Consider the following 24815-nt stretch of genomic DNA (forward strand, 5'->3'; position numbering starts at 1 on the left):
GCGAATCAGCTGCTCGCGCTGCGCATTCGGGATGCAAATTCCTCGACGCGAGCGGCAATATCGTCGCGTACCAGACGCATCCGTTCGATTCCGTCGATACCGCGTTCGGACGGCTCGTCGGTGTCCCAGTTCTCGAATGTCGGGCCGTCGACCACGTCGACTTTTGCCTCACCACCGAGAGTGACGACGTAATCCATGCGGGCGAGCAGATCGGGATCGATGGGCTTGGGTGCTTCGCCCGACAGGTCGACGCCGACTTCGAGAAGAGACTCGGCCGACAGCGCGTTGACGGCGCCACCCGGTTTCGTTCCGGCCGAGTGCACCTCCACCGAATCGCCCGCCGCCTTGCGCATCAGACCGGCGGCCATCTGAGACTTGCCGCCGTTCTTGACGCAGACGAACAGCACGCTGGGTGTCGTCATGACGCGGAACTCTGCTTCGCTGGAACCAGTTCGGCGATCAGATCCTCGATTCGGCCTCTGATCTCGTCGCGAATCGGCCGCACCGCTTCGACGCCTTTGCCCGCCGGATCGGCCAGTGCCCAATCGCGGTAACTCACTCCGGGGAACACCGGGCAGGCGTCGCCGCAACCCATGGTGATGACGACGTCGGATGTCTCCACGGCCTCGGAGGTCAGAATCTTCGGGGACTGCGACGAGATGTCGATGCCGACCTCGGCCATGGCCTCGACCGCTGCGGAGTTGATCGTCTCCGCGGGCGCGATACCGGCGGAACGCACTTCGACGGTGTCGCCGGCGAGGTGGGCCAGAAAACCGGCGGCCATCTGAGATCGGCCCGCGTTGTGGACGCAGACGAAGAGCACGCTTGGGGTGTCGGACATCAGGACTCCTTTGTCACTGTGTTCGCGGACGTACTGGGGGCGAAGCGTTTACGCAGTGCGAGCGAGACGTAGACGAGGCCGACCAAGACCGGCACCTCGATGAGTGGTCCGACGACTCCGGCGAGTGCCTGCCCGGATGTCGCGCCGTACGTCGCGATGGCGACGGCGATGGCGAGCTCGAAATTGTTGCCTGCAGCGGTGAACGCGAGGGTGGTGGTGCGCTCGTAGCCCAGACCCATCGCGGCACCGAGGGCGTAGCCGCCGCCCCACATCACCGCGAAGTACACCAGTAGAGGCAGCGCGATACGCACCACGTCGAAGGGCTGTGACGTGATCTGATCGCCCTGCAGCGCAAAGAGAATGACGATGGTGAACAGCAGGCCGTAGAGCGCCCACGGGGCAATCCTGGGGATGAACTTCTCCTCGTACCACTCGCGACCCTTGGCGCGTTCACCGAAGAAGCGCGAGGCGAATCCCGCAATCAGCGGGATTCCGAGGAAGATCAGCACCGATTTCGCGATCTGCCAGGGCGAGGCTTCGATGGTCGTCTGTTCCAACCCGAGCCAGCCGGGCAGGACGGAGAGGTAGAACCATCCGAGGATGGCGAACATGAAGACCTGGAACACCGAGTTGATCGCCACCAGAACCGCGGCGGCTTCTCGGTCGCCGCAGGCGAGGTCGTTCCAGATGATGACCATCGCGATGCATCGGGCCAGACCGACGATGATGAGCCCGGTGCGGTACTCGGGTAGATCCGGCAGGAAAAGCCATGCGAGAGCGAACATCAGGGCCGGACCGAGGATCCAGTTGAGGACCAGCGATCCGATCAGCAGGCGCTTGTCTCCGGTGACGGTGTCGAGGCGGTCGTAGCGAACCTTGGCCAGCACCGGGTACATCATGATCAGCAGGCCGATGGCGATGGGGAGCGAGACGCCGTCGATGGAGATGGTGGACAGCGCGTCGTCCATTCCGGGGATCATGCGTCCCAGGAGCAGGCCCACAACCATGGCCACGCCGATCCACACGGGTAGGAACCGGTCGAGGGTGGAGAGCTTGCCGACTACGGCAGTATCGGTCGTCGTACTCATGCCATGACCTCCGTGGACTCCGCAGCGTTGAGCACTGCCGACAGTTGTTGCAGTGCAGCGGGAATCACCGAGTAGTAGACCCAGGTACCGCGTCGTTCGCAGTCGAGCAATCCCGCCTCGCGCAAGACCTTGAGGTGGTGGGAGATGGTGGGCTGCGACAGGTCGAAGGCAGGGGAGATGTCGCAGACACACGCTTCGCCGCCTGCGTGACTGGCGACCAGGCTGAGCAGCCGCAGCCGGACGGGATCTCCCAGTGCTTTGAACATGCGGGCGAGATCTCCGGCCCAATCCGCGTTCAGGGGTTCGCGGATCAGCGGCGAGCAGCAGTCACCGTCGAGGGACGACCGGTCTTGATTCGACATTCGTCTATATTGACGTTTGTCGAATCAGTCGTCAAGTGAACAGTTGCCGAACGCGGATCAGCCGGTAGGCGACACCGAGCACGACCACGACGGTTCCGACGACGATGGACGACACCGGCAACGTGGCAATCAGGACGACGCATCCGATACTGCCGACGATCTGCAGGGCCCGTGGGTAGCGGCGGTGCGCGGCATCCTGAGTGAAGGCGCTGAGATTGGCCACCAGGTAGTACAGCAACACCCCGAACGACGAGAAACCGATGGCGTTCCGCAGATCGACGACGAGAACGAGGACGCAGACGATCACTGCCAGAGTGATCTCGGCGCGATGCGGAACCGAGTAGCGGGGATGGACCGCGGTCAGATACGACGGCAGGTCGTCGTGGCGGGCCATTGCCAGCGACGTGCGGCCGATGCCTGCGATCAGCGCGAGCAACGCTCCCAGCGCAGCCAGGCCGGCACCGATGCGCATCACCGGCGACGCCCACGAATGTCCCGAGGCCACAACCAGATCGACCAGAGGAGCCGACGACGACGCCAGTGAGTCGGGGCCCAGTACCGACAACAGGGTCAGTGCAATCACCGCGTAGATCAGTAGTGCGATACCCAGGGCGGAGACGATGGCGCGCGGAATGGTGCGCTCGGGCCGGACGACCTCCTCACCCAGGGTGGCAATGCGCGCGTAGCCGGCGAAGGCGAAGAACAACAGGCCGGCCGACTGCAGAATTCCGTACCACCCACTGTCGGTGAACGAGCCGAGCCCGGCGACGTTCGGCTCGATCGAGCCGGTGAGTCCCAGGACGACACCCACGACGAGCACGGTGAGCACGGCGGCGACCAGAATCTTCGTCAGCACGGCCGTACGGGTGATGCCGAAGTAGTTCACCGCCGTCAACGCAACGATGGCAAGAACAGCAACGACTTTCGTGTACCCGGCAGGTGCGACGTAGGCCGCGAACACCAGCGCCATGGCTGCGGAACTGGCGGTTTTGCCGATGACGAAGCTCCACCCGGCCAGAAAGCCGGGCCACTCGCCCAGCCGCTCGCGGCCGTAGATGTACGTTCCGCCCGACGTCGGATACTGCGCGGCGAGCTGAGCCGACGAGGTGGCGTTGCAGAAGGCGACGACCGCGGCGATGGCGAGACCGATCAGCAGACCCGTGCCCGCGACGGCCGATGCGGGGGCGAACGCCGCGAACACCCCGGCTCCGACCATCGAACCGACACCGATGGCGATGGCGTCGAACAGCCCGAGTCGACGGCTGAGCGATGGCGGATTCGTCATGCCGGGAACCGATCGTCGATCACGGCGACAACTGTAGGTGCTGTACTCGACTGGGCGTCGATCCTGTCAGCGCAGTTCCTGGAACTCCGACAGCAGCGCGAAGGTGGCCTCGCACAATTCGGTCTGCGTGAGCAGGATGCCGACCGTCCCATCCGGGTCGACGAAGAAGTCGGTTCCCTGCCCGCCGGACCATCCGTAGCGGCCGAGGTGCTCTCCTTCGGTGACGACCGAGACGCCGAATCCCCACCCCGTACCCGGCCAGAAGCCCGGGTAGAAACTGTCGTCGGTCTTGATCGACGCGGGCACCTGGTCGTGTGTCATCAGCTCCAGGTGCTCGGTCGACACGGATGTCGGGACCGCACGGAGAAAGCGGTGAAAATCGGTCACGGTCGACACCAGCTCACCGTGACTCACGTCGACTGGGGGCGGTCCCGCATAGGGTCCGCCCGCGACGGGTTCGGTCTCGATCAACGACCCGTCCTCGTACCGGTAGGCCGCCGTCAGGCGATGGCATCGGTCGGTGGGTACCCACAGTCCGGTGTCGGGCATGTCGAGTGGCCCGAACAGGTCGTCGCGGAGATGATCCTGCAGAGACCGGCCGACGATACGAGAGACGAGGATGCCGAGGATCGCGAAGCCGTGGTGGTAGCGCCACCCGGTACCGGGCTGAAAAGCCAGCGGAAGATCCGCCATGCGTGCCGACCACTCGTCCGCGCCGAGCGGAGATGGCGCGGGGCCGGCCTCCGTGTCGTTGGCCCGCATCGCCCGAGCAAGCGGGGTGTCTCCCATCTGAATTCCGTACCCACTGGTGTTGGTGAGCAAGTGCCGCAACGTGATCGGCCGGTCCTGCGGAACGGCGTCGTCGAGTGCAGCGTCGGGACGGGTGAGCACAGGGCGGTCGGCGAGTTCGGGAAGCCAGGGCGCGACGTCGTCGTCGAGCGTCAGCCGGCCCGCCTCCACGAGCCGCAGGGCGGCCACACCGGTGACGATCTTGGTCATCGACTGAATCCGGACCAGTGCGTCGACCGCCATCGGTGGACCGCCGACCGCCGATGACCCGACCGCGACGGGTTCCGCATCGGGGCCACCCAGGAGCGCTGTTGCCCCCGGCATCAGTCCTGCGTCGATGTGCCGGGTCAACAGTTCGCGCAGGGTCTCGCTCACGGTCTCATCGTGTCACCGGAGCGGTCCGGATTCCAGCGCCCGCTACTTCTGATACACGTCCGGGATGCCGTCGTGATCGTCGTCGCGGGTTTCTTCGACGTAGATGTCCCGGTACGCCTTGTTGCGGCTGCGCAGGATGACGGCGGCCAGCGAGGCGGCGATGATCGAACCGGTCAGCACACCGACCTTGACGTGGTCGTCGCGCTCGGTTCCCTCACCGAAGGCGAGGTCGCCGATCAGCAGCGAGACGGTGAATCCGATACCCGCGAGCATCGAGACGCCCAGGACGTCGAGCCATTTCAGTCCGGCATCCAGTGTGGCCCGGGTGAACCGCGAGACGAGGTAGGTGGTGCCGAAGATGCCGACGGCCTTGCCGATGACGAGGCCTGCGATGATGCCGATGGCGATCGGATCGGTCAGCGCGCTGGCCAGGCCGGAGAATCCGCCGACGGTCACACCGGCCGCACAGAATGCGAACAGGGGAACCGCGATGCCGGCGGAGATGGGCCGGATCTTGTGCTCGAAGTGCTCGGCGAGGCCGGGGCCTGCTTCGGGGCCACCGTTGGCCTTGCTGCGCATGACCGGAACAGCGAAGCCGAGCAGCACACCCGCGACGGTGGCGTGAACGCCGGACTCGTGCATGAGTACCCAGGTCACGACCGCCAGCGGGATGAGAATCCACCACGAGCGGACGCGCATCTGTACGGCGACGGCGAACAGCGCGAGCGGAATCAGTGTCAGGCCGAGCGCGATGAAGTTGATGTCGTCGGTGTAGAAGATGGCGATGACGCTGACGGCGAGAAGGTCGTCGACCACAGCCAACGTCAGCAGGAAGGTCCGTAGCGCGGTCGGCAGGTGGGTACTGATCACGGCGAGGACGGCAACGGCGAACGCGATGTCGGTCGCGGTGGGGATTGCCCAACCGAGCAGTGCGCCGTCTCCGGTGCCGAGGTTGATCAGCACGAAAATGACTGCTGGAACTGCCATTCCGCCGACGGCCGCGGCGACAGGAAGTGCGGCGCGTGCGGGATCGCGGAGATCTCCTGCGACGAATTCTCGCTTCAGTTCGAGTCCGACGACGAAGAAGAAGATGGCCAGCAGTCCGTCGGCGGCCCACGTCGACAGGGTCAGATCGAGGTGCAGCGCCGAGGGTCCGACTCGGGTGCTCATCAGCGAGTCGTAGGCAGCGGACCAGGGTGAGTTGGCCCAGATCAAGGCGACAAGAGTGGCGACGAGGAGCAATGCACCGCCGACGGTTTCCTTGCGCAGGATCTGCGCGACCCGGTCTGCCTCGGACCACGAGCCGCGGGAGAACAACGGCAATCGCGTCTTGGAACTGGATGAATCTGTCACGGTGACAACGCCTTTCGGTAGCTTCGTCGCGTTGCGAACCGACCGAACTTCAGATGGCAAGTACGCAGCGCAAAGTCGTTGCCGACCAGACTTCCCGGCGCACCGTGGATCATCCTATCGCGTCGAGGCCGTTCCCGACGAACTCTTCAGTCACCGAACGCTGGGCACGAATTTCGCCAGCGCACGCCAACCCAGCAGCAGAACTGCGGTGGCCAGGGTTGCCACGACGATGAACGATCCGGCTGTTCCCTGCCCGGTCAGTGCACGCAGCACCATGCCCACGACCACCGTCATCACCCACACGACGATGCCCGTCGGGACGATGAGGAACGCGTCGAACTTGTTGCGGTACAGGGCGAACGCGATGATCCAGCCGATGGCGGCACCGACGACGAACGGCCACGCGGTGTGGAACAGGCCGGACAGTGCGGTGGCCTCGGCGTGACTGCGTCGACCGATCGCGGCGAACAGTACGACCATGAGCAGGTCGAGGACGGCAGCAACTGCAGGGGAACGAAACTTCACGCGCACCACTGTAGACACCGACAGCGAAAGGCCCGCACCGGCAAATGCGGTGCGGGCCTTTCGGCGGACCTTCCCGACGGGGGAGGGGTGAAGCGGAGGAGGATTACGCCTGCAGGCCGGCTTCGATTTCCAGGTTCAGCGTGATCTTGTCGCCGACGACTGCGCCGCCGCCTTCGAGGGGCATGTCGATGCTGATGCCGAAGTCCTTGCGGTTGATGACGGTGCTGGCCTCGAAGCCGGCGACCGGTCCGTTGCCCATTCCGGCGTTGACGCCGTTGAACTCGAGCTTCAGATCGATGGAGTTGGTGACGCCGTGGAGGGTGAAGTCGCCGGTGACGATGAAGTCTCCGCCGTCGGCCTTGACCGAGGTGGACTTGAACGTCGCGGTGGGGAACTTCTCGACCTCGAAGAAGTCTGCGGTCTTGAGGTGGCCGTCGCGCTGGGCGTTGTCGGTGGTGATGGACGCGACGTCGATCTCGGCGTCGACGGACGGGGTGCCGTCGGCGTCGACGGTGATGGTGCCGGTGAAGGTCTGGAAGCGGCCACGGACCTTGCTGACCACCAGGTGGCGGACGGTGAATCCGACGGTGGAGTGGGTTGCGTCGATGGCCCAGGTGCCTGCGGTGAGCTCGGGAAGTGCGATGGCGGTGGTCATGGTGGCTCCTAGTGGGTTGAAGTTTCAATGCTCATAGTACACAAGCGGACCGGGGTCCGTATATATTCCGGGTGAACACGAAGTGACGGACGCCATACCGCTCGGGGGTGGCTATGCGGGTTCCGGATCGCCCTTGGCATCGCGGATGTCCTCGGTACGCCGCAGCTCGGCGGTCTCCTGCTGTTCGAGCGCGATGTCGAATTCGAGATCGGCGTGCTGATGCCCCCGGAACAGTACGAGGAACACGATCCACCCGACGATCGCGACGAGGATGAAGCTCACGCCGCGGTACACCAGCGCGGAGGCGACGGCCTGCGATGCGCTGATCGAAGCGGCGCTGGTGAGAAACGCGATGAGGGTCGCGTCGACCACCACCAGGCCGCCGGGCGCGAGCGGAACCGATCCCACGGCCTTGCCCGCCGCGAACGCGATCAGCAATCCCGACAGCCGGGGATCTGCGCCGACGGCGAAGCACGCGAACGCCAGGCAGGCGACGTCCGCGAGTCGATGCACGGCCGACCACGACAGAGTGAGCGCGCCGTCGCGTTTGCCGAGCTGGACGGATTGAATCTGGCCGATGATCTTGTCGATTGCCTCGGCCCCGGCGTCGAGCTCTTGATTACGGAACGCGTTGTATCTGTGCAATCCCCAGCGCGCGATGCTCTTGATCGACTCGGGGTGATTGGAGATGTAGCGAACGGCGGCGACGATGGCGATGACGCCTGCGATCGGGAGCACCACGGTGAAAGTGTTGAAGGAGCTACCGACGACCAATCCTCCGGCGACCCCGAGGACGGCCAGTCCTGCCGCGGCGATCACGCCCGAGATGGCCAGCTGCCAGGACGCGACGACCGGGCTCGCTCCCCAGCGGCGTGTCTCGCGATAGGTGAACGCGGTGGAGAACACCTGCCCGGCGGGGAGGGTGAGCGCCATCGCGGTGCTGCCGTAGATGACGGCCACGGACTTGCGCTGGCGTACCTTCACTCCGCCTGCGTCGAGCAACTGCTTCTGTACTCGGCCGAACGCGCTCAGCGACACCGCCTGCGCGAACACGCAGGCCGCCAGCCAACCCCAGTGGATTTCGCGGACGGCGGTCCAGGATTCGTGCAGTCGCGGCCAGAGGTAGATCCCCTCTCCCACCAGCAGCGCCACCAGTGCGATTCCGGCGATCCATTTGACCCACCGGAGTCGGTTTCGCGGACGCCGTACTGCTGGTCCGCGGGTGGAGCTGGGGTCGGGCACCCTGTCAGACTAACCGTCGCTCGAGGAGGAATCGGGATACTCCACCGGCCAGGCCAGATGGGTTGCACGTCGTCGACCACGCAGTTGCACCTGGTCTCCCAGTTCCCACTGTTCCTGTTCCTCGTCGTCGGCGAAGTACAGGGCCGAGGTCGACGCCAGGACGCGTCCGGGACGCAGTTTCGCCAGCTCGGTGAGCCTCGACGCCTCGTTGACCGGGTCTCCGATGACCGTGTACTCGAAGCGCTCCGACGCACCGATGTTGCCGGCGACGGCCAGCCCCGCGGACACACCGATGCCGATGTCGAGGCCGGTGATCTCGTCCAACGCGAATCGCAGCTCACGTGCGGCGGCGAGTGCGGCGGTCGGTGCGTCGGGACGATCCAGTGGGGCACCGAAGATCGCGAGGGCAGCGTCGCCCATGAACTTGTTGACGAACCCGTGGTGACGCCCGACGACGTCGACGACCACCCGGAAGAACTCGTTGAGCAACACCACGACCTCGCTCGGTGGGCGCTCGGAGGCGGTGGCGGTGGAGCCGACCATGTCGACGAACAGCACTGCGACGAATCGTGTCTCGCCGCCGAGCTCGGTTCCGAACTGCAATGCTCGACGCGCCACGTCCTCACCGACGTGTTGGCCGAACAGCTCTCGCAGGACGCGTCGTTCCGCCGATTCCTCCATCATGCGGTTGAAGCCCACCTGGAGGCGTCCGATCTCGGATCCGTCGAACACATCGACCTCGACGTCGGTCTCGCCGCGCTGAACTCGCTCGATGGCGCTGTGCAGCTGACTGATCGGGTCGGAGATCTGGCTCGCGGTGAGCATCGAGAGCACGAATGCCTGCACGATGGCCAGCACGCTGAGCAGGATGATGGCCACGGCGAGTGCGTTGGGGGAGAACACCAGATCGGTGGTCAGCTGCGTGGCGCACAGCAGGATGATGCCGATGACGGGCATCAAGGTGCCCAGGCCCCACGTCATGGCCATGCGAGTACCGACGCCGGGCGTCATCGTGCGATCGAATCGGCCCTCGCTCAACGCCAGTGCCGCGACCGGCCGCAGGATGCGCTCGCCGAGCATGTACGTGAATCCGAAGGTGACCGTCGCGGCCATGCCGACGGTGACGATGACGGCGATCGACAGTGACGGCATCTCGGCGATGGTCAACAGTACGAAGATGATCCCGCCGATGATCCACAGAATCAGATGCACGATCGCCTGCCGCAACGGCGCGTGCAGCGTCGTCATCTGCTCCTTGCGGGTGGGCGGGCCACCGCGGAGCTGCCACCTGATCACCGAGCGCAGGAGGAAGTACGCGTAGATCATGCTGACGACGAGGGCCACCAGCAGATACGCCCCGAAGATGTACACGTTGCGGACACGGTCGGCGACGATCGAGTCCGATTCGGGGATGGGTAGGCCGTAGCGCACGAAGGCGAACACGAGCACCGCGCCGAAGACGTTGGCGATGAGCATGGAGAGCATATAGAGCGGCCAGCGACTCTTCAGGGTGAGCGAGACCGCTCGGAAAGATGCCAGCACAGGTTAAATTTAGCGGGTGAGCACCGACGAGTTGCGGGCGCAAGGTACGGGGGCGTCCCCGGGCCCCACTTCGGCGGCGGATTCGGTGCATCCGCTGGTGCGGGTCGGCGCGGAATGGACATGGCGACTGCTTGTCCTGTTTGCCGGATTCATCACTTTCTGCCTGGTGGTGGCCAAGCTCAGCACCGTCGTCATTCCGTTGGGTCTGGCGCTGCTCGCGTCGGCGATGCTCGTTCCCGTCGTCGATTGGATGCACCGACGCGGAGTACCACGTGCTGTTGCGGTGATCGTCGTGATCATCGCCAGCATCGGGGTCGTCGCCGGAATCATGACCTTCATCGTCGAGCAGTTCATCGAGGGCCTGCCGCAGGTGGGCGATCAGTTCACCCAGTCCATCAACGGTATCGAAGAATGGCTCAGCAACGGCCCGCTGCACATCAGCGAGGATCAGATTCGGCAGGCCACCGACAACTTGGTGAAGGTCGTTCAGGACAACCAGGAAGCCGTCACCAGCGGAGCGTTGACCACGGCGGCGGTGATCGGCGAGATACTCACCGGCGCATTGCTCACCCTGTTCACTCTGATCTTCTTCCTGTACGGCGGCGATCAGATCTGGCAGTTCGTCACCCGGCTTGCCCCGACCGCAGCCCGCAGGAAGATCCGTACCGCGGGCATCCAGGGCTTCGGGTCTCTGGTGGGATACGTCCGAGCGACGGTTGCCGTCGCAGCCGCCGATGCCATCGGCATCGGAGCCGGGCTGGCCATTCTCGGTGTGCCACTGGCACTCCCACTGGCCTCGTTGGTGTTCATCGGAGCATTCATCCCGATCATCGGTGCGGTGCTGACCGGATTCGTCGCGGTGTTCATCGCACTCGTGACCAAGGGGCTGATCACCGCGGTCATCACCCTCGGCATCGTGGTGGCCGTGATGCAGCTCGAAGGCCATGTGCTGCAACCACTCCTGCTGGGCCGCGCCGTGCGGCTGCACCCGTTGGCGGTGGTTCTGTCCATCACCGTCGGCATTCTGCTCGCGGGCATCGTCGGCGGACTGCTGGCGGTGCCGATCGTCGCCGTCCTCAACACCGCCGTGCGGTCACTGCTCGCCGACGACCCGGACGAGGTCTACGAGGAACTCGAGGTACCCGACCCGCTGTATTCCGCCGAGCCGAGCGACCCACACACTCCGCCCGGGAGCGACGAGCCGGATCGGCTTGCCAAGGGACAGCTGAAGATCCCGGATACGAAGACTGCGGGTCCGAAGACCGATGCGGACGGCTGACCGGGCACGGACCGCGCTCACCTCGTCCGATCCCGACTCCCCGCTGTGGCGGGCCTCCCAGGCCTTCCGGCTGGTCACCCTCGTCTACGCCATCGGCTACCAGGTGGCCACCGTCGACAACTACACCAATCCGCGGTTGAGCTGGATGTTGGTGGCACTGATGGCGGTGTGGTCGGGAACGTCGGCTCTGATGCTCGCGCGCGCCTCGCTTCCGCGCTGGCAGGTGGTGCTCGCCGATCAGGTCATCGTGATCGCGCTGATGGCATCGACGAGATTGGTTGCCGACTACGACTGGTACAGCACCCGCCAAACCCTGCCGACCACACTGTGGGCGACCAATGCAGTCATCTCGGCCGCAATCCTGTTGGGTCCCAAGGGAGGAATCGCATCCGGGGTAGCGATGTCGGTGGTCAGCGCACTCGTCCGCGACCGCTTCGACTCCGACCTCTGGTCCGACGCCACCGCCCCGGTGCTGCTCTCGGCCGGCCTGGCGCTGGGGATGGCGTCGAACACCGCCCGGCGCGCCCACGAGGAATTGCGTCGCGCGGCACGATCGGCCGCGATCACCGAGGAGCGAGAACGGCTGGCCCGGCAGGTGCACGACGGGGTGCTGCAGGTGCTGGCGCTGGTGCGACGGCGTGGTCTCGAAATAGGCGGGCGTGCAGCCGAACTCGCCGAGCTGGCCGGCGAGCAGGAAGTCGCTCTGCGCGTGCTCATCTCGGAACAGGCGGCTCCGCGCGGCGATCACACCGGCTCGATCGTCGACGTCAGAGCACTACTGAGGACTCAGGCGGGCACCTCGATCTCCGTCTCGACGCCTGCCGATCCGGTTCTCGTCGAATCCGAGGTCGCCGATGAACTCGCCGCTGTCGTGGCAACCGCACTGTCCAACGTCGAGCTCCACGCGGGAGCCGATGCGAAGGCCTACGTGTTGCTCGAGGACGTCGACGGGGAATTGATCGTCAGTATCCGCGACGACGGCCGCGGAATCCCTGCCGGACGGCTCGCCGCCGCCGAGGCCGAGGGTCGAATGGGTGTCTCGAAGTCGATACTCGGCCGCGTCGAATCTCTCGGTGGTACTGCGATACTCGACACCGACGAGGGCGAGGGAACCGAATGGGAGATCCGCATTCCGCGAGCGAAGGGACCGGGATGACAGAGGAAGCGAATGCCGAGATCGCGGTGATGGTCGTCGACGACCATCCGATGTGGCGGGACGGCGTCGCCCGGGATCTCGAGGCCGCCGGATTCAGGGTCGTCGCCACCGCGGACGGCGTCGCCGCTGCGCGGCGCCGCGCCCGAGCAACCACTCCCGACGTCGTGTTGATGGACATGCACCTACCCGACGGCAACGGAGCCGACGCCACCGTCGCCGTGCTCGACGCGTCGCCGCAGACGAAGATTCTCGTGCTCTCGGCGTCCGCGGAACGCAACGACGTGCTCGACGCCATCAAGGCCGGTGCGACGGGTTACCTGGTCAAGAGTGCATCGGCCGAGGAACTGTTCGACGCCGTCCGCGCCACGTCGGCCGGGCAGGCGGTGTTCACTCCCGGTCTCGCGGGCCTGGTGCTCGGAGAGTTCCGGCGGATGTCGTCGTCGCCCGAACCGGAATCCGACGCTCGCCCCACGCTGACCGACCGCGAGACCGAGGTGTTGCGACTGGTAGCAAAGGGTTTGAGCGCCAAACAGATTGCGACGCGATTGACGCTCAGTCATCGGACCGTCGAGAATCACGTCCAGGCGACCCTGCGAAAACTGCAGCTGGCCAACCGCGTCGAACTGACCCGATACGCCATCGAAAAAGGGCTGTGAGGGTTTGCGTCGGTAGCTCAGGGGCACTCTGCATCCCATGACCGACAACAAGAATGCAGTGGACACCACCGTCGACCCGGCGAAGCACTCGAAAGGCGTCGACGCCGATCTCGATCAGACCGGTGCCGAACGCGACGAGGCGATCGACGAGTTCGACGGCCATCTGGACGGATCGGGTGAGGATTCCTCGCTCCCGACGCCCGAGCCGACCGACGTGGCCGACAAGTCCGAGGAGAAGACCGTCACACGGTCCGAGTAGCTCTACCGACTGCACAACCTGCCGAGCGCGAACTTGGCGACGGGCACGTACGGCAGAACCAGCGGCAGCGGGCCGTCGATCGTCAACCACGCCCTGGTGCCGCTGGGTCGGGAGACGACGCCGTGCGTCAGGTCCACCCCGATGGCCTGGTTCTGGAACCACGCCGACCACGCCCACGTCCAGGACTGCTCGTCGACCGAATGCACCCGAAAATCGATCGGCAGGCCCAGTGGCCCCAGCACTCGGCCGGTGGTGTCGGCGTCCAGACGCTCGCCGCGGTACTCGACGCCGATGATCTGCGGTGCCCAGGTCTTCCAGGCCGTCGGTTCCATGTAGCGCTCCCAGACCTCGGTGGCGGGGGCGTTGCCGGTGGATTGCAGTGTCACTCGCATCTGTCTCACCTACCCGTTGGTAGCGCTCCCCACACAGAATTCCGCGAAGGTTCGGTCACCATCCATCGCCGCGCCGTCGGGCGGACTTGTCGCTGGGAAGACTGGTCGAGTGCGCATCGTCCAGCTCGCCAACTTCTACGGACCACGGTCCGGGGGATTGCGGACGGCCGTCGACCAGCTCGGATCGGGGTACGTCGCCGACGGCCACGAGGTGACTCTGATCGTGCCGGGAGATCGACGAAGCGAGACGCTCCTGCCGTCGGGAGTGGTACGCATCGAGGTGCCGGCACCGCAGATCCCGCTCACCGGCGGGTATCGGGTGGCCGACCCGCGCCGGGTGTCCTCGGTGGCGGCCGGACTGCGGCCCGACGTGATCGAGGTGTCGGACCGGCTGACGCTGCGCGGAATGGGTGCCTGGGCCGCGCGCCGAGACGTGCGCAGCGTGATGATCTCCCACGAACGCCTGGACCGACTGCTTGCGCAGACGATGCCGATGCGCTGCGCCCGCCCCATCGCAGACCTGGCCAACCGTCGCACCGCCGACTCGTTCGACGCCGTCGTGTGCACCACGGAGTTCGCGAGACAGGAGTTCGACCGCATCGGTGTTCGCAACGTGCACCGAGTGCCGCTCGGCGTGGATCTCGACCTCTTCCATCCGCGTCGCCGGCAGGCAGGCGAACGATCCGCATGGCTGGGCAGTGCCGATCGACTGCTCGTGCACTGCGGCCGGCTCTCGGTGGAGAAGCACGTCGAGAGAAGCATCGATTCACTTGCTGCACTGTGTGATTCGGGAATGCGGGCGCGGCTGATCATCGCCGGCGACGGCCCCCGCCGAGCCGGTCTCGAACGACGCGCCCGCGGTCTGCCCGTCGACTTCCTCGGTTTCGTCGACGGCAGATCGGCCGTCGCAGCACTGCTGGCCTCGGCGGACATCGCTCTCGCGCCGGGACCACATGAGACGTTCGGGCTCGCCGCATTGGAATCGCTCGCCGCAGGCACCCCCGTCGTCGTCTCGGAGACCTCGGCGCTGGCGCAGATCGTCACCCCGCACTGCGGCGGATCCTCGGAGAACACCGCAGACGGATTCGCCGCCGAGATACAGCGAGTTCTCGAACTACCGGTCGACGGCCGCCGCATCGCCGCCAGGTTGCGCGCCGAACAGTTCGGATGGCCCGCGTCGGTGTCCGGAATGCTTTCCGTACTGGGCGGTCGCGTGGCCTGAGATCTTCGCTACCCTGAACGCATGGAGGCAAGGGATCTGAGAGTGTCCGATGCCGAACGCGAACACGTCGGAGAGCTGCTGCAGCGCGCCGTGGGCCAGGGCATGTTGTCGCTCGGCGAGTTCACCGAGCGAATGGACACCGCATTGGCGTCGAAGACCCGCGGTGAACTGAACTCGGTTCTCGCCGACCTGCCCGGGATGCAGATCGCCGAGGAGCATCGCCCGGCACCGAAACCCTTCGCCGCGCCCACCCCGCAACCGGCCCCGGGCCGCGTCGTTCAGGAGCACTGGGGGCACAGCAGCGGCGCGTCGGACACACTGCGCGGCACGATGTCCACGGTCACCCGTAAGGGACCGTGGAACGTACCTGCGAATCTGCGTGTCTCCACCCGCATGTCGACGGTGACACTCGACTTCACCCAGGCGGTCATGTCGACGCAGGTGGTCGAGATTCACGTCGACGATTACTGCAGCACCGTGACACTGATCGTGCCGACCGAGGCGACGGTCGATCTCAACCGCGTCGAGACGGTGGCGGGTAGCGCTACCAACAAGGTTCGCACCGGCCCGCCGTACGGGCCGCTGCATCTTGTGGTCTCGGGCAAGGTTCGCTTGGGTTCGGTGACCGCCAAGCATCCGTTCGGTAGCTCGATCCGTCGTATGTTCGGCTAGCGAGGCGCTTCTACTCGAGTGATCCGAGTAGCACTACTCACGCTTTTCGACCGCGACGGTCGCAGGATCTAACCCATGACTTCTTCCCAGAACTCCGGGCTGGATCCGCAACTCGTCGCGCGACTGTCCAGCCGCTTCGATTCCCTGGGCGACCACATGCGCCAGGTGGCCGTCGATCTGCAGACGTTGCAGTCGCAGCTCGGTGCCGCAACGGCTCCCGCTCCGACGCGGCAGGCACCCGCACCGTCGGCTCCTGCCGTTCCGCCGCCTGTCGCGTCGCCGCCGTTGCCTCCGCAGCCCTACGGCCAGCCGTTCGGCCACTCGGTCCGTCAGCCGACGGGCCGGCAGATGGTTCGGCCCCAGCCCGCCATGACCTACCCCGCACCACCCCGGGGGCCGGTCGTCGCGCCTCGACCGCCGGCTCCGCCGCGCGAACCGTGGTGGCAGCGTGACGGTGTCATCAGCCGTCTGCTGGCTGTGGCAGGCGCGGGCGTCACCCTCGTCGGTGTGGTGATGCTGCTCGTTCTCGCCGCACAGGCCGGGTGGTTCGGCCCTCCGCTGCGGGTCGCCGCGGGCGCGGCGTTCTCACTCGCGCTGATCGGTGCAGGCGTCCGAGTGTTCGGCCGCTCGGGCGGCCGCGTCGGCGGAATCGCCCTCGCCGCCACCGGCATCGCGGGCCTGTACCTCGATGTACTCGCGACGTCCGTCCTGTACGGCTGGCTCGATCCCGTACTCGGGCTGATCACCGCATTCGGAATTGCCGCAGCCGGAACGGCACTCGCAGTGCAGTGGAAGTCGCAGCCGATGGCGGTGCTGATTCTCGCCGGCGTCGCGGTGTGTGGACCGGTGCTGACCGACGGCCTCACCCTGACCCTGATCGCGTTCCTCATCGCCACGTACGTCGCCAGCTTCCCGGCTCAGATCGGCCGCAATTGGCAACTCCTGCAGGTCGTTCGGACCGTACCCCTCGTCGGTGCGGTGCTGGCTGCCATCGCGAGTGTCGATCTGTCCGGATCCACCGGCGACCACTGGCTACTCCTTGCCGTCGTGTCGGTGGCCGTCTTCGGCATCGGTACCTCACTGGAGTTGTTGCGCCGCAACGTCTCCGATGTGGTCGCCACCGTCATGATCGCTGTCGCATCTGTGCCGGTGCTGGTGTCCGCAGACGTTTTCGATCGCGCCGCGACCGTCTCTGTCCAACTGGTTCTTGCTGCTGCAGCTGTGGCGATCGTGATTCTGGTGAGCTGGTTGCCGGGGCACGCTCGCATCACCGTCGCGGTGATCGGAGCGCTGGCGACGCTGCAGGCCGCAGTCGAGTCGACGACCCTCGAGATTCGCCCGCTCGTGCTGTTCGCCGTCGCGTTGGCCCTGATCGCGGTGGCCCACAGCACCCGCTCGACACTCGCATACTCGATCGGCAGCGGATTCGGCGTGATCGGCGCACTGATGTTCGTCTCGGTCAGTCCGCCACAGGCGCTGCTGGACTCCGATCACGCAGTGGGCAGCGTCGGGATCGCACTCGGCGGAATCCTGCTCGCTGCAACGGCATTCGCCTTCGCCTACGTGCTGGCCGAACTGAAACTGGTCGACGACGGACTGCAGACCCTCGGCATCGTCTCCGGCGTACTCGCGCTGTACGGCCTGACGTCGGCAACGGTGACTCTCGGCATCGGAATCGGCGGCGAAACAACAGGATTCACAGCAGGCCACACCGCGGCGACCATCGAGTGGATGATCGCAGCCTTCGCACTCCTCGCATTCGGGCTGCGCAGCGTCACCCACGCTCATCTGGCCCTGCTGGCCGGACTGTCCCTGACCGCCGCGGCCATCGCAAAACTGTTCCTGTTCGACCTCGTCGCCCTGGACGGACTCTTCCGGGTCATCGCCTTCATTGCAGTGGGACTACTGCTGCTGATCGCCGGCACCCGATACGCCAAGGTGTTCGCGGACCGAGAAAGTGCGGCAGTTTCCTCCTGACCCCCTGCTGCGTCAATGGACCATTGCATACGTCTCGACGGTGCAATGGTCCATTCACGCGTCCGACCTGGGCCGGCCACACCGCGTGAATGGACCGTTGCATACGTCTCGGCGGTGCAGTGGTCCATTGACGCGTTGTGGGGCGGCGGCGCGGCACGGCGGCGCGTCAGTCGTCTTTCGGAACCGTTTCGCCGAGTCCGAGTTTGCGTTGCATGCGCTTCATGCCGGCCGGTGCCCACCAGCTCGCGTCGCCGAGCAACTTCATCGTCGCGGGCACCAGGAACATGCGAATGACGGTTGCATCGATGATGAGGGCGGCGATCATGCCGTAGGCGATGTATTTCATCATCACCAGATCCGAGAACGCGAATGCTCCGGTGACGACGATGAGAATCAACGCTGCCGCGGTGATGATGCGTCCGGTATGCGAGGTGCCGATGTGAATGGCTTCGCTTGTGCTGGCACCATTTTCGCGAGCTTCGACCATGCGGGAGAGTAGGAACACCTCGTAGTCGGTGGACAGTCCGAAGACGATGGCGGCGATCAGCAGCAGAATCATCGCCATGATCGGCCCGGGCGTGAAGTTCAGCCACGCCGCGCCGTGGCCGTCGATGAAGATCCACGTCAGAATGCCCATCGTGGCACCGAGTCCGAGGGTCGTCATCAGCACCGCCTTGATCGGCAACACCAAGGAGCCGAACGTCAGGAACATCAGAACCGTGACGATGAGAACGACCAATACCGCCATCAGGGGTAGACGGTCCACCAGTGCATCGATCGAATCCCGTTCGATTGCAGGCGTTCCCGTCACTTCCATCGAGGTGCCCTCGGGAGTGTCGATGCTGCGCAGGAACTCGATGGCGGGCGCTGCGTCGTTGCGATCGGTCAGTCCGGCCTTGAAGACGATGATGCCGTCCTTGCTGGCGCCGACCGGGGTGAACTGCTCGACCAGGCCGGGTGCGTTGTTCGCCTGGGTGGTGATGGCGGCGAGGTTCGACCCCTGGGCGTTCTGGATGACCAATTCGATCGGCTCGGTGCGCTGGCCGGGGAACAGTTCGTCGAACTGTTCCTGCGCCACGCGCGTCGGATTGTCCGGTGGCAGATACGTTTCGTTGATGCCGCCGAACGCGAGGTTCCCGATCGGAAGCGTCAGCGCCAGCAGTCCGAGCACGATGGTGACGACCACCTTGATGGGGTTGCGCATCACCCAGGTGGTGAGCTTGCCCCACATCCCGTTCTCGATCTCCTCCGAGGACTTGGTCTTGCGCATGAATGCCAGACCGAGCGCGTCGACGCGTGGGCCCAGTATGGACAGAATGGCCGGCAGGACGGTGATCGCGGTCAGCGCTGCGAGTGCAACCGTCGCAATCGAACCCAGGGCCACCGACCGCAGGAACCCGTGCGGAAACAGCAACAGACCGCCGAGGCACGCGACGATGATCGTCGCCGAGAACGCCACCGTGCGACCGGCAGTCATGACCGATCGACGGACGGCTTCGGGCGTCGACCGGCCGTCACCCAGTTCCTCTCGGAAACGCGACACGATGAACAGTCCGTAATCGATCGCCAGGCCGAGTCCCACCAGAGACACCACCGGTGCGACGAAGGTGTTCACTTCGGTGAAGTGGGTGAACAGCTTCACGATGCCGTTGGCGCCGACGACGGTCAGCGCGCCGACGATGAGCGGCAGCGCAGCGGCCACGACGCCGCCGAACACGAAGAACAGCAGCACCGCCACCGCCGGGATGGCGAGGATCTCCATGCGGTGGATGTCGTCGGTCATCGTCGACTGGAGTGCGGCCGCGACGGCTTGTTGGCCGGCGACCTGTACGTCGACGCCGTCGATGTAGAAGGCGTTCTGGACGGCCTGGAAGTTCTCGGTCAGCTCGGTGTCGTTGGTGCCGACGATCGCGATGCTGGCGATGGCGTGCTGCTTGTCCGTGGTGCCCAGCGCCGCCAGCACCGGGGCTTCGGCAGTCCGGAAGTAGCTGCCGTTGATTTTCGCGATGCGGTCCGGGTGATCGGCCACCAGTGAATCGAGATTGGCGACGACCGCAGCGTCGAATGCCGGGTCGTCGATGGTCGACCCCTCGGGCGCGGTGTAGAGGACGATCACATCACCCTCGGCATTGCGGCCGAACGTCTCCTCGGCGAGGTTGTTCGCAGCAGCAGATTGCGACGTGGGATCGTCGAAACCGCTCTGGCTCAGGTGGTCGGTGAGATCCCAGCCGTACGCCGCCAGGATCGACAGCCCGGCCACCATGACACCGAGAACGGTGTACCGGAGTCGGTGGACGAAATTTCCCCATCGAACGAACACGTGTGTGCAACTCCCCCCGGATCCACGCGACTACCGCCGCCTCGTCGGCGAACAGTTCGGCCGACGAGGCAAGCCAATCACATCTGCGTCAGCGTGAGCGGTTGCGCTCGCGCGCGAGCAGTTCGCTGACGCTGAGCACGTGTCCGTTCTCGCCGCCGCGATGACGACCGCTGTCGCCGCCCTCGGTGGTCGGTGCGGCCCGGCGACCCGACGGCTTCTCGGACGGGGATTCGCTCGACGCGGATCCGTTGCTGCCGTTGCGATCGGTACCGGTCGGCTCCGTGCCGTTCCGCTCGGACCCGTTGCTGCCGTTGCGTTCGGTGCCGGTGCGTTCGGAACCGTTGTTGCTGTGGCCGTTGCGTTCGGCACCGTTCTGCGGCGAGCTGTTCTCGTCGGGACCGGTGTGGTTCGAGTCGCTGTGGTTCGAGCCGTTCGAGGTCGAACCGTTGCGCGGTGTGCTCGGGGGTGGTGATGCGCTGGGTGCTCGCAGATCGGCGAGCCAGCTCTCGATGGAACGCGAATCCGGTTCCTCGGCCCGAGGTGCGCGAGCAGCCCGGGTTCGACTCGGCGGTGCGACTGGCGGACGCGGTGCGCTCGGTGCGCGGGGCGGCTGAGCCGACGGGGGAGCAGCCACCGGGTTGATCGGCGGTGCGGGCCGGACGACGTCTGCTGCCTGGGTCGGTTCCGGTTCGACGGTCGGGCGCGGGGCCACCGGTCGGCTCGGGGCAGGCCGAGGAGCGGGTTGTTCCTGCGGAGCTGCCTGGGTCGGGGGAGGGGTCGCGGTAGGTCGAGCGGCCGGTGCCGGAGGTGTGGCGGGAGCACGGGTCGGCTCGGGTGGGGTTGCCGGACGCCCCGTCACGCTGCGCCGGGATTCTTCCTTCGCGGCGTGGGTCGCCCGGATGGGTCCCCCGCCGTGCGGTGCGACCACCGGAATGGGTTCGGTGAGCGGATCGTTGCGGCGCGGTGCCGGACGCATCGGCGGCGCGACCGTACTCGACGGTGCACCGCCTGCGAGCGCGAGCTCGGGCACGTTGTCGATGGGGAGCAGCTCGTCCTCGAGGATGGTCTCGCCGAGTCCGAGTTTCTTCTGGATTCGCTTCATCCACTGCGGTGCCCACCAGCAGTCGTCGCCGAGCAGTTTCATCGTCGCCGGCACGAGGAACATGCGGATGAGGGTGGCGTCGATGATGAGGGCGGCGATCATGCCGTAGGCGATGTACTTCATCATCACCAGATCCGAGAACGCGAACGCTCCGGTGACGACGATGAGGATCAGGGCCGCGGCGGTGATGATACGTCCGGTATGCGAGGTTCCGATACGGATGGCTTCGCTTGTGCTGGCACCCTTTTCGCGAGCCTCGACCATGCGGGAGAGCAGGAAGACCTCGTAGTCGGTGGACAAGCCGAACACAATCGAGATGATCAGCACCAATACCGGAGCCATGATCGGACCAGGGGTGAAATTCATCAGCCCCGCCCCGTTGCCGTCGATGAATATCCACGTCAATATGCCCATGGTGGCACCGAGGCCGAGGACGGTCATGAGCACCGCCTTGATCGGCAACACCAACGATCCGAACGTCAGGAACATCAGCAGCGTCACGATGAACACCACCAGGACGGCCATCAACGGAAGTTTGTCGATGAGTGCACTGATCGAGTCCTGCTCGATGGCAGGTGTGCCGCCGACGAGAACCGACGCTCCTTCGGGCACGTCGATGCTGCGGAGGAAGTCGATAGCGGGCTTGGAGTCGTTGCGATCGACCAGCCCGGCCTTGAAGACGATGATGCCGTCCTTGCTGGCCCCGTTGGGAGTGAACTGCTCGATCAAACCTGGCGCATTGTTGGCCTGGTTGGTGATCGCTGCGAGGTTGGCCCCCTGCGCATTGCTGATCACCAACTTGATCGGCTCGGTGCGCTGGCCGGGGAAGAGCGAATCGAACTCGCCCTGCGCTTCGCGGGTGACGTTGTCGGGAGGCAGATAGGTCTCGTTGATGCCGCCGAACTTGATGTTGCCGACCGGCAGCGTCAGGAGCACCAGGCCGAGCACGATGGGCACGGTGACCTTGACGGGGTTGCGCATCACCCAGCGGGTGAGGCGGCCCCACATGCCGTTCTCGATCTCCTCGCTCGACTTGGTCTTGCGCATGAACTTCAGACCGAGCGCGTCGACGCGAGGGCCGAGGATGGCGAGCATCGCGGGCAGGATCGTGGTGGCCGTCAGGGCCGCGAGTGCGACGGTGGCGATGGAGCCGTAGGCCACGGACTTGAGGAAGCCCTGCGGAAACAGCAACAGACCACCGAGGGACGCGACGATCATCGTCGCGGAGAACACCACGGTTCGACCGGCCGTCATGACCGTCCGGCGCACGGCCTGTGGCGTCGAGTAGCCGTCGCCGAGTTCCTCTCTGAATCTCGAGACGATGAACAATCCGTAGTCGATGGCCAAGCCGAGGCCGACGAGCGAGACCACGGGTGCGACGAACGAATTGACCTCGGTGAAGTTGGTGAACACCTTCACGATGCCGTTGGCTCCGACGACCGTCAGACCACCGATGATCAACGGGAGCGCGGCGGCCACGACGCCGCCGAAGATGAAGAACAGCAGCACCGCCACGGCAGGGATGGCCAGGATTTCCATGCGTTGGATGTCGCCGGCCATCGTCGACTGCAACGCGCCTGCGACGGCCTGCAGGCCGGTCACCTGCACGTTCACGCCGTCGATGTAGAAGACGTCCTTGACGGCTTGGAAGTTGTTGGTCAGTTCGGTGTCGTTGGCACCGGCGATGGCGATGCTGGCGATGGCGTGTTGCTTGTCGGTGGTGCCGAGCGCGGCGAGATTGGGCGCGCCCGTCCCGGGGAAGTAGGTGCCGTTGATCTTCTCGATCTGGTCCGGATGGTCGGCGACCAGAGAGTTCAAATTGTCGGTGATCGCCGACTGGAACGCCGGATCGTCGATGGTCGAGCCCTGCGGCGCGGTGTAGAGGACGATGACGTCACCCTGCTTGTCGCGACCGAAGGTGGTGTCTGCCAGACGGGCGGCCTGAGCCGATTCCGACGTCGGATCGTCCCAACCGCTCTGACTGAGATGGCTGTTGAGATCGAGACCGTAGGCGGCGAAGCCCAGCAGTCCGGCCACCATGACACCGATAACGGTGTACCGCAGCCGGTAGACGATGTCTCCCCATCTGGCGAACACTTAAGAAACTCCTTGGCGCCCGACGAGCAGGGCGGACAGCGGTCGGAAGGGCTGCAGCCACGCGCCTTCGTCGGGAAGCGAATCCAGACTCACCCGTGGCAGTGGCTCGCGGAAGACACCCGGGATGTCCTCGAGGTCGAGGAATTCCAGGATGTCCGACGTGACAGCCCAGCTTGCGTGCTCCCGGAAGCCCAATACCTGTACGGGCACTCCGGTTGCTGCGATGGCCTCCAGCGGCCCCTTGAACGCCTGACCGTCGGCGGACGCGACCATGACCCCGGCGAGGCCGCCGTCACGGTTGCGGAAGTCGATGTGGTCGAGCATGTCTGCGTCGACGTCACTGTCTTCGTCGACCTTGGGCTTGGCGAACACCGCGAAGCCCACGTTACGCAATGCTTCGACCCAGGGTCGGACCACATCTGCGCTGCCGGGGGCGATGTTGGTGAACACCGTGGCCTCGGGTTCGAGTGTCGCGGTGCCGGAGGTGGACAGTTCGGCGGTGCGGCTGAGCAGCCATCGGCCCAGGGCATCGAAGCGCGGACGGTAGGCGGCGGTGGGTCGGCCACCCAGAATTGCGCCGAGTCCCATGTCCAGGTTCGGCGCGTCCCAGACCAGCAGGACGCGTTTGCTGTGGCGCGATTCACCGATCGCGCCGAGTTCTGAGGGGTCGACCACGGTGTCGGGCATGTCCGTACTGACGCTCATGCTGTCTTCTTTCCCCAGATCAATTCCGTCACCGAGCTACCGACCAGCTGTGCCTTGCCCTCGAACTTCGTCACCGGTCGCTCGTGTGTCATGGGCGATTCCCAATCGAGAACGGTCAAACCGGGCTCGGCGTTCCCGGCCTCGGCAATCCACTCAGCGTATTCGGCATGATCGGTGGCCACGTGCAGAACGCCACCGGGCTTCAACCGATCCGCGATCATCGCGAAGGTCGGACCCTGCAGCAGTCGACGCTTGTGGTGCCGAACCTTCGGCCACGGGTCGGGGAAGAAGACGCGGACGCCGGTCAACGACTCCGAGGACAGCATGTTCTCGAGCACGTCCATCGCGTCACCGCGGAGCAACCGAACGTTCTCGATGCCTTCTCGTTCGATCTGCTGCAGTGTCTGGGCCAGGCCGGGTCGGTAGACCTCGACGGCCATCAGGTTGACGTGCGGCTCGGCCGAGGCCATTGCCGTGGTGGCCGTGCCCGTACCCGAGCCGATCTCGAGAATCGCCGGGCCGCTGCGCCCGAACCAGGCGTCGACGTCGATCTGCTCGTCGGCGACGTCGCGACCGATGCGCGGCCACAGGTTGTCCCAGGTGGTCTGCTGCGCTTCGGTCAGCGCTCCGCGCCGAGAGCGGAAACTCGTCACGCGGGGGTACAGCCGTGAGCCCCGTTCCTGGGTCTGCGCGGCGTTCTCCTCGGTGTCGACAGAGGTGTCCTGGGGCTCGTTCACCGGTCCATTGTCGCGCATCGGCGGGGCGTGTGACAGGTGGGTCTCGAGTTGAAGTTGAGACTTGCGGTCCTGCCGCTGATCAGCGCCAGGACGAACCCGCCTAATTACAACCGTGCAATTTCTCTCGACCGGCTCACGAGCGTCCGCGTGTGCCAGAATCGGTGCCGCAGCAGGGGGCTGTGCG

General features: G+C 65.6%; 23 protein-coding genes. 7 read left to right on the forward strand and 16 right to left on the reverse strand.

All coding sequences use genetic code 11. The features are described 5' to 3' along the window. Nucleotides 1-5: 5 nt before the first annotated feature. The 11 genes from CH271_RS24200 to CH271_RS24250 form a co-directional block, all read right to left on the reverse strand. Entirely contained in the window at nt 6-422 is a 417-nt protein-coding gene (locus CH271_RS24200; RefSeq protein WP_094635216.1) for an arsenate-mycothiol transferase ArsC, read from the reverse strand. Beyond that, nucleotides 419-841, reverse strand: coding sequence for an arsenate reductase ArsC (locus CH271_RS24205; protein WP_094635217.1), 423 nt, complete (start codon nt 839-841; stop codon nt 419-421). The genes CH271_RS24200 and CH271_RS24205 overlap by 4 nt, the downstream gene beginning before the upstream one ends. Continuing rightward, nucleotides 841-1929 (reverse strand): ACR3 family arsenite efflux transporter, encoded by a 1089-nt coding sequence (gene arsB / locus CH271_RS24210; protein WP_037195985.1) that lies wholly within the window; start codon nt 1927-1929, stop codon nt 841-843. The genes CH271_RS24205 and arsB overlap by 1 nt, the downstream gene beginning before the upstream one ends. Then, a complete protein-coding gene (locus tag CH271_RS24215) occupies nt 1926-2291 on the reverse strand; it encodes an ArsR/SmtB family transcription factor (RefSeq protein WP_037195982.1) in 366 nt (121 codons plus the stop codon). The genes arsB and CH271_RS24215 overlap by 4 nt, the downstream gene beginning before the upstream one ends. A gap of 31 nt (nt 2292-2322) precedes the next feature. Next, nucleotides 2323-3576, reverse strand: a complete 1254-nt coding sequence (locus CH271_RS24220; protein WP_094635218.1) for an APC family permease — start codon at nt 3574-3576, stop codon at nt 2323-2325. Between the two features lie 66 nt (nt 3577-3642). Further along, nucleotides 3643-4740 carry a serine hydrolase domain-containing protein gene (locus CH271_RS24225; protein ID WP_218828540.1) on the reverse strand — a complete coding sequence of 366 codons (1098 nt, stop codon included), beginning with the start codon at nt 4738-4740 and terminating at the stop codon, nt 3643-3645. Nucleotides 4741-4782: 42 nt separating this feature from the next. After that, nucleotides 4783-6093 carry a Na+/H+ antiporter NhaA gene (gene nhaA / locus CH271_RS24230; RefSeq protein ID WP_037195971.1) on the reverse strand — a complete coding sequence of 437 codons (1311 nt, stop codon included), beginning with the start codon at nt 6091-6093 and terminating at the stop codon, nt 4783-4785. A 150-nt stretch (nt 6094-6243) separates the two neighbouring features. Beyond that, the gene (locus CH271_RS24235; protein ID WP_373453604.1) at nt 6244-6618 is read right to left on the reverse strand and encodes a DUF3054 domain-containing protein; all 375 of its coding nucleotides are present in this window, start codon (nt 6616-6618) and stop codon (nt 6244-6246) included. 103 nt (nt 6619-6721) lie between these two features. Beyond that, the gene (locus CH271_RS24240) at nt 6722-7273 is read right to left on the reverse strand and encodes a YceI family protein (RefSeq protein ID WP_037195967.1); all 552 of its coding nucleotides are present in this window, start codon (nt 7271-7273) and stop codon (nt 6722-6724) included. A 111-nt stretch (nt 7274-7384) separates the two neighbouring features. Beyond that, the gene (locus tag CH271_RS24245) at nt 7385-8515 is read right to left on the reverse strand and encodes a lysylphosphatidylglycerol synthase transmembrane domain-containing protein (protein WP_037195966.1); all 1131 of its coding nucleotides are present in this window, start codon (nt 8513-8515) and stop codon (nt 7385-7387) included. Between the two features lie 9 nt (nt 8516-8524). Next, a complete protein-coding gene (locus CH271_RS24250) occupies nt 8525-10000 on the reverse strand; it encodes an adenylate/guanylate cyclase domain-containing protein (protein WP_037196235.1) in 1476 nt (491 codons plus the stop codon). 142 nt (nt 10001-10142) lie between these two features. Between CH271_RS24250 and CH271_RS24255 the strand changes: the two genes are divergently transcribed. The 4 genes from CH271_RS24255 to CH271_RS24270 are packed head-to-tail and all read left to right on the forward strand — an operon-like array spanning nt 10143 to nt 13407. Next, nucleotides 10143-11336, forward strand: coding sequence for an AI-2E family transporter (locus tag CH271_RS24255; RefSeq protein WP_170945806.1), 1194 nt, complete (start codon nt 10143-10145; stop codon nt 11334-11336). Then, nucleotides 11323-12492: a MacS family sensor histidine kinase gene (macS, locus tag CH271_RS24260; protein ID WP_094635219.1), complete on the forward strand. Its 1170-nt coding sequence runs from the start codon at nt 11323-11325 to the stop codon at nt 12490-12492. The genes CH271_RS24255 and macS overlap by 14 nt, the downstream gene beginning before the upstream one ends. Further along, nucleotides 12489-13148: a response regulator gene (locus tag CH271_RS24265; protein ID WP_037196234.1), complete on the forward strand. Its 660-nt coding sequence runs from the start codon at nt 12489-12491 to the stop codon at nt 13146-13148. Before macS ends, CH271_RS24265 begins: the two co-directional genes overlap by 4 nt. 37 nt (nt 13149-13185) lie before the next feature. Next, nucleotides 13186-13407: an autophagy-related protein 2 gene (locus CH271_RS24270; protein ID WP_094635220.1), complete on the forward strand. Its 222-nt coding sequence runs from the start codon at nt 13186-13188 to the stop codon at nt 13405-13407. 2 nt (nt 13408-13409) lie between these two features. Here CH271_RS24270 and CH271_RS24275 read toward each other — a convergent pair whose 3' ends face one another. Further along, nucleotides 13410-13799, reverse strand: a complete 390-nt coding sequence (locus CH271_RS24275; protein WP_037195957.1) for a MarR family transcriptional regulator — start codon at nt 13797-13799, stop codon at nt 13410-13412. A 109-nt stretch (nt 13800-13908) separates the two neighbouring features. On the opposite strand from CH271_RS24275, the gene CH271_RS24280 reads away from it, so the two are divergent. The 3 genes from CH271_RS24280 (at nt 13909) to CH271_RS24290 (ending at nt 17670) form a co-directional block, all read left to right on the forward strand. Then, entirely contained in the window at nt 13909-15021 is a 1113-nt protein-coding gene (locus tag CH271_RS24280; protein ID WP_094635221.1) for a glycosyltransferase, read from the forward strand. 21 nt (nt 15022-15042) lie between these two features. Next, a complete protein-coding gene (locus tag CH271_RS24285) occupies nt 15043-15693 on the forward strand; it encodes a DUF1707 SHOCT-like domain-containing protein (protein ID WP_037195953.1) in 651 nt (216 codons plus the stop codon). A 75-nt stretch (nt 15694-15768) separates the two neighbouring features. Then, complete coding sequence (locus CH271_RS24290) at nt 15769-17670, forward strand: DUF2339 domain-containing protein (protein ID WP_179274833.1); 1902 nt, start codon at nt 15769-15771, stop codon at nt 17668-17670. A gap of 166 nt (nt 17671-17836) precedes the next feature. Here the strand turns inward: CH271_RS24290 and CH271_RS24295 are convergent, their stop codons facing one another. The 4 genes from CH271_RS24295 to trmB form a co-directional block, all read right to left on the reverse strand. Next, a complete protein-coding gene (locus CH271_RS24295; RefSeq protein WP_094635222.1) occupies nt 17837-19990 on the reverse strand; it encodes an MMPL family transporter in 2154 nt (717 codons plus the stop codon). Between the two features lie 88 nt (nt 19991-20078). Beyond that, nucleotides 20079-23189, reverse strand: a complete 3111-nt coding sequence (locus CH271_RS24300) for an MMPL family transporter (protein WP_094635223.1) — start codon at nt 23187-23189, stop codon at nt 20079-20081. After that, nucleotides 23190-23876, reverse strand: a complete 687-nt coding sequence (locus CH271_RS24305) for an NYN domain-containing protein (RefSeq protein WP_230596533.1) — start codon at nt 23874-23876, stop codon at nt 23190-23192. A 14-nt stretch (nt 23877-23890) separates the two neighbouring features. After that, on the reverse strand, nt 23891-24649 hold the full coding sequence (gene trmB, locus CH271_RS24310) for a tRNA (guanosine(46)-N7)-methyltransferase TrmB (protein WP_037195945.1): 759 nt from the start codon (nt 24647-24649) through the stop codon (nt 23891-23893). Between the last annotated feature and the right edge of the window lie 166 nt (nt 24650-24815).

Origin of the sequence: Rhodococcus sp. 05-340-2, assembly GCF_002258915.1 — a bacterium.
Lineage (GTDB): Bacteria > Actinomycetota > Actinomycetes > Mycobacteriales > Mycobacteriaceae > Rhodococcoides.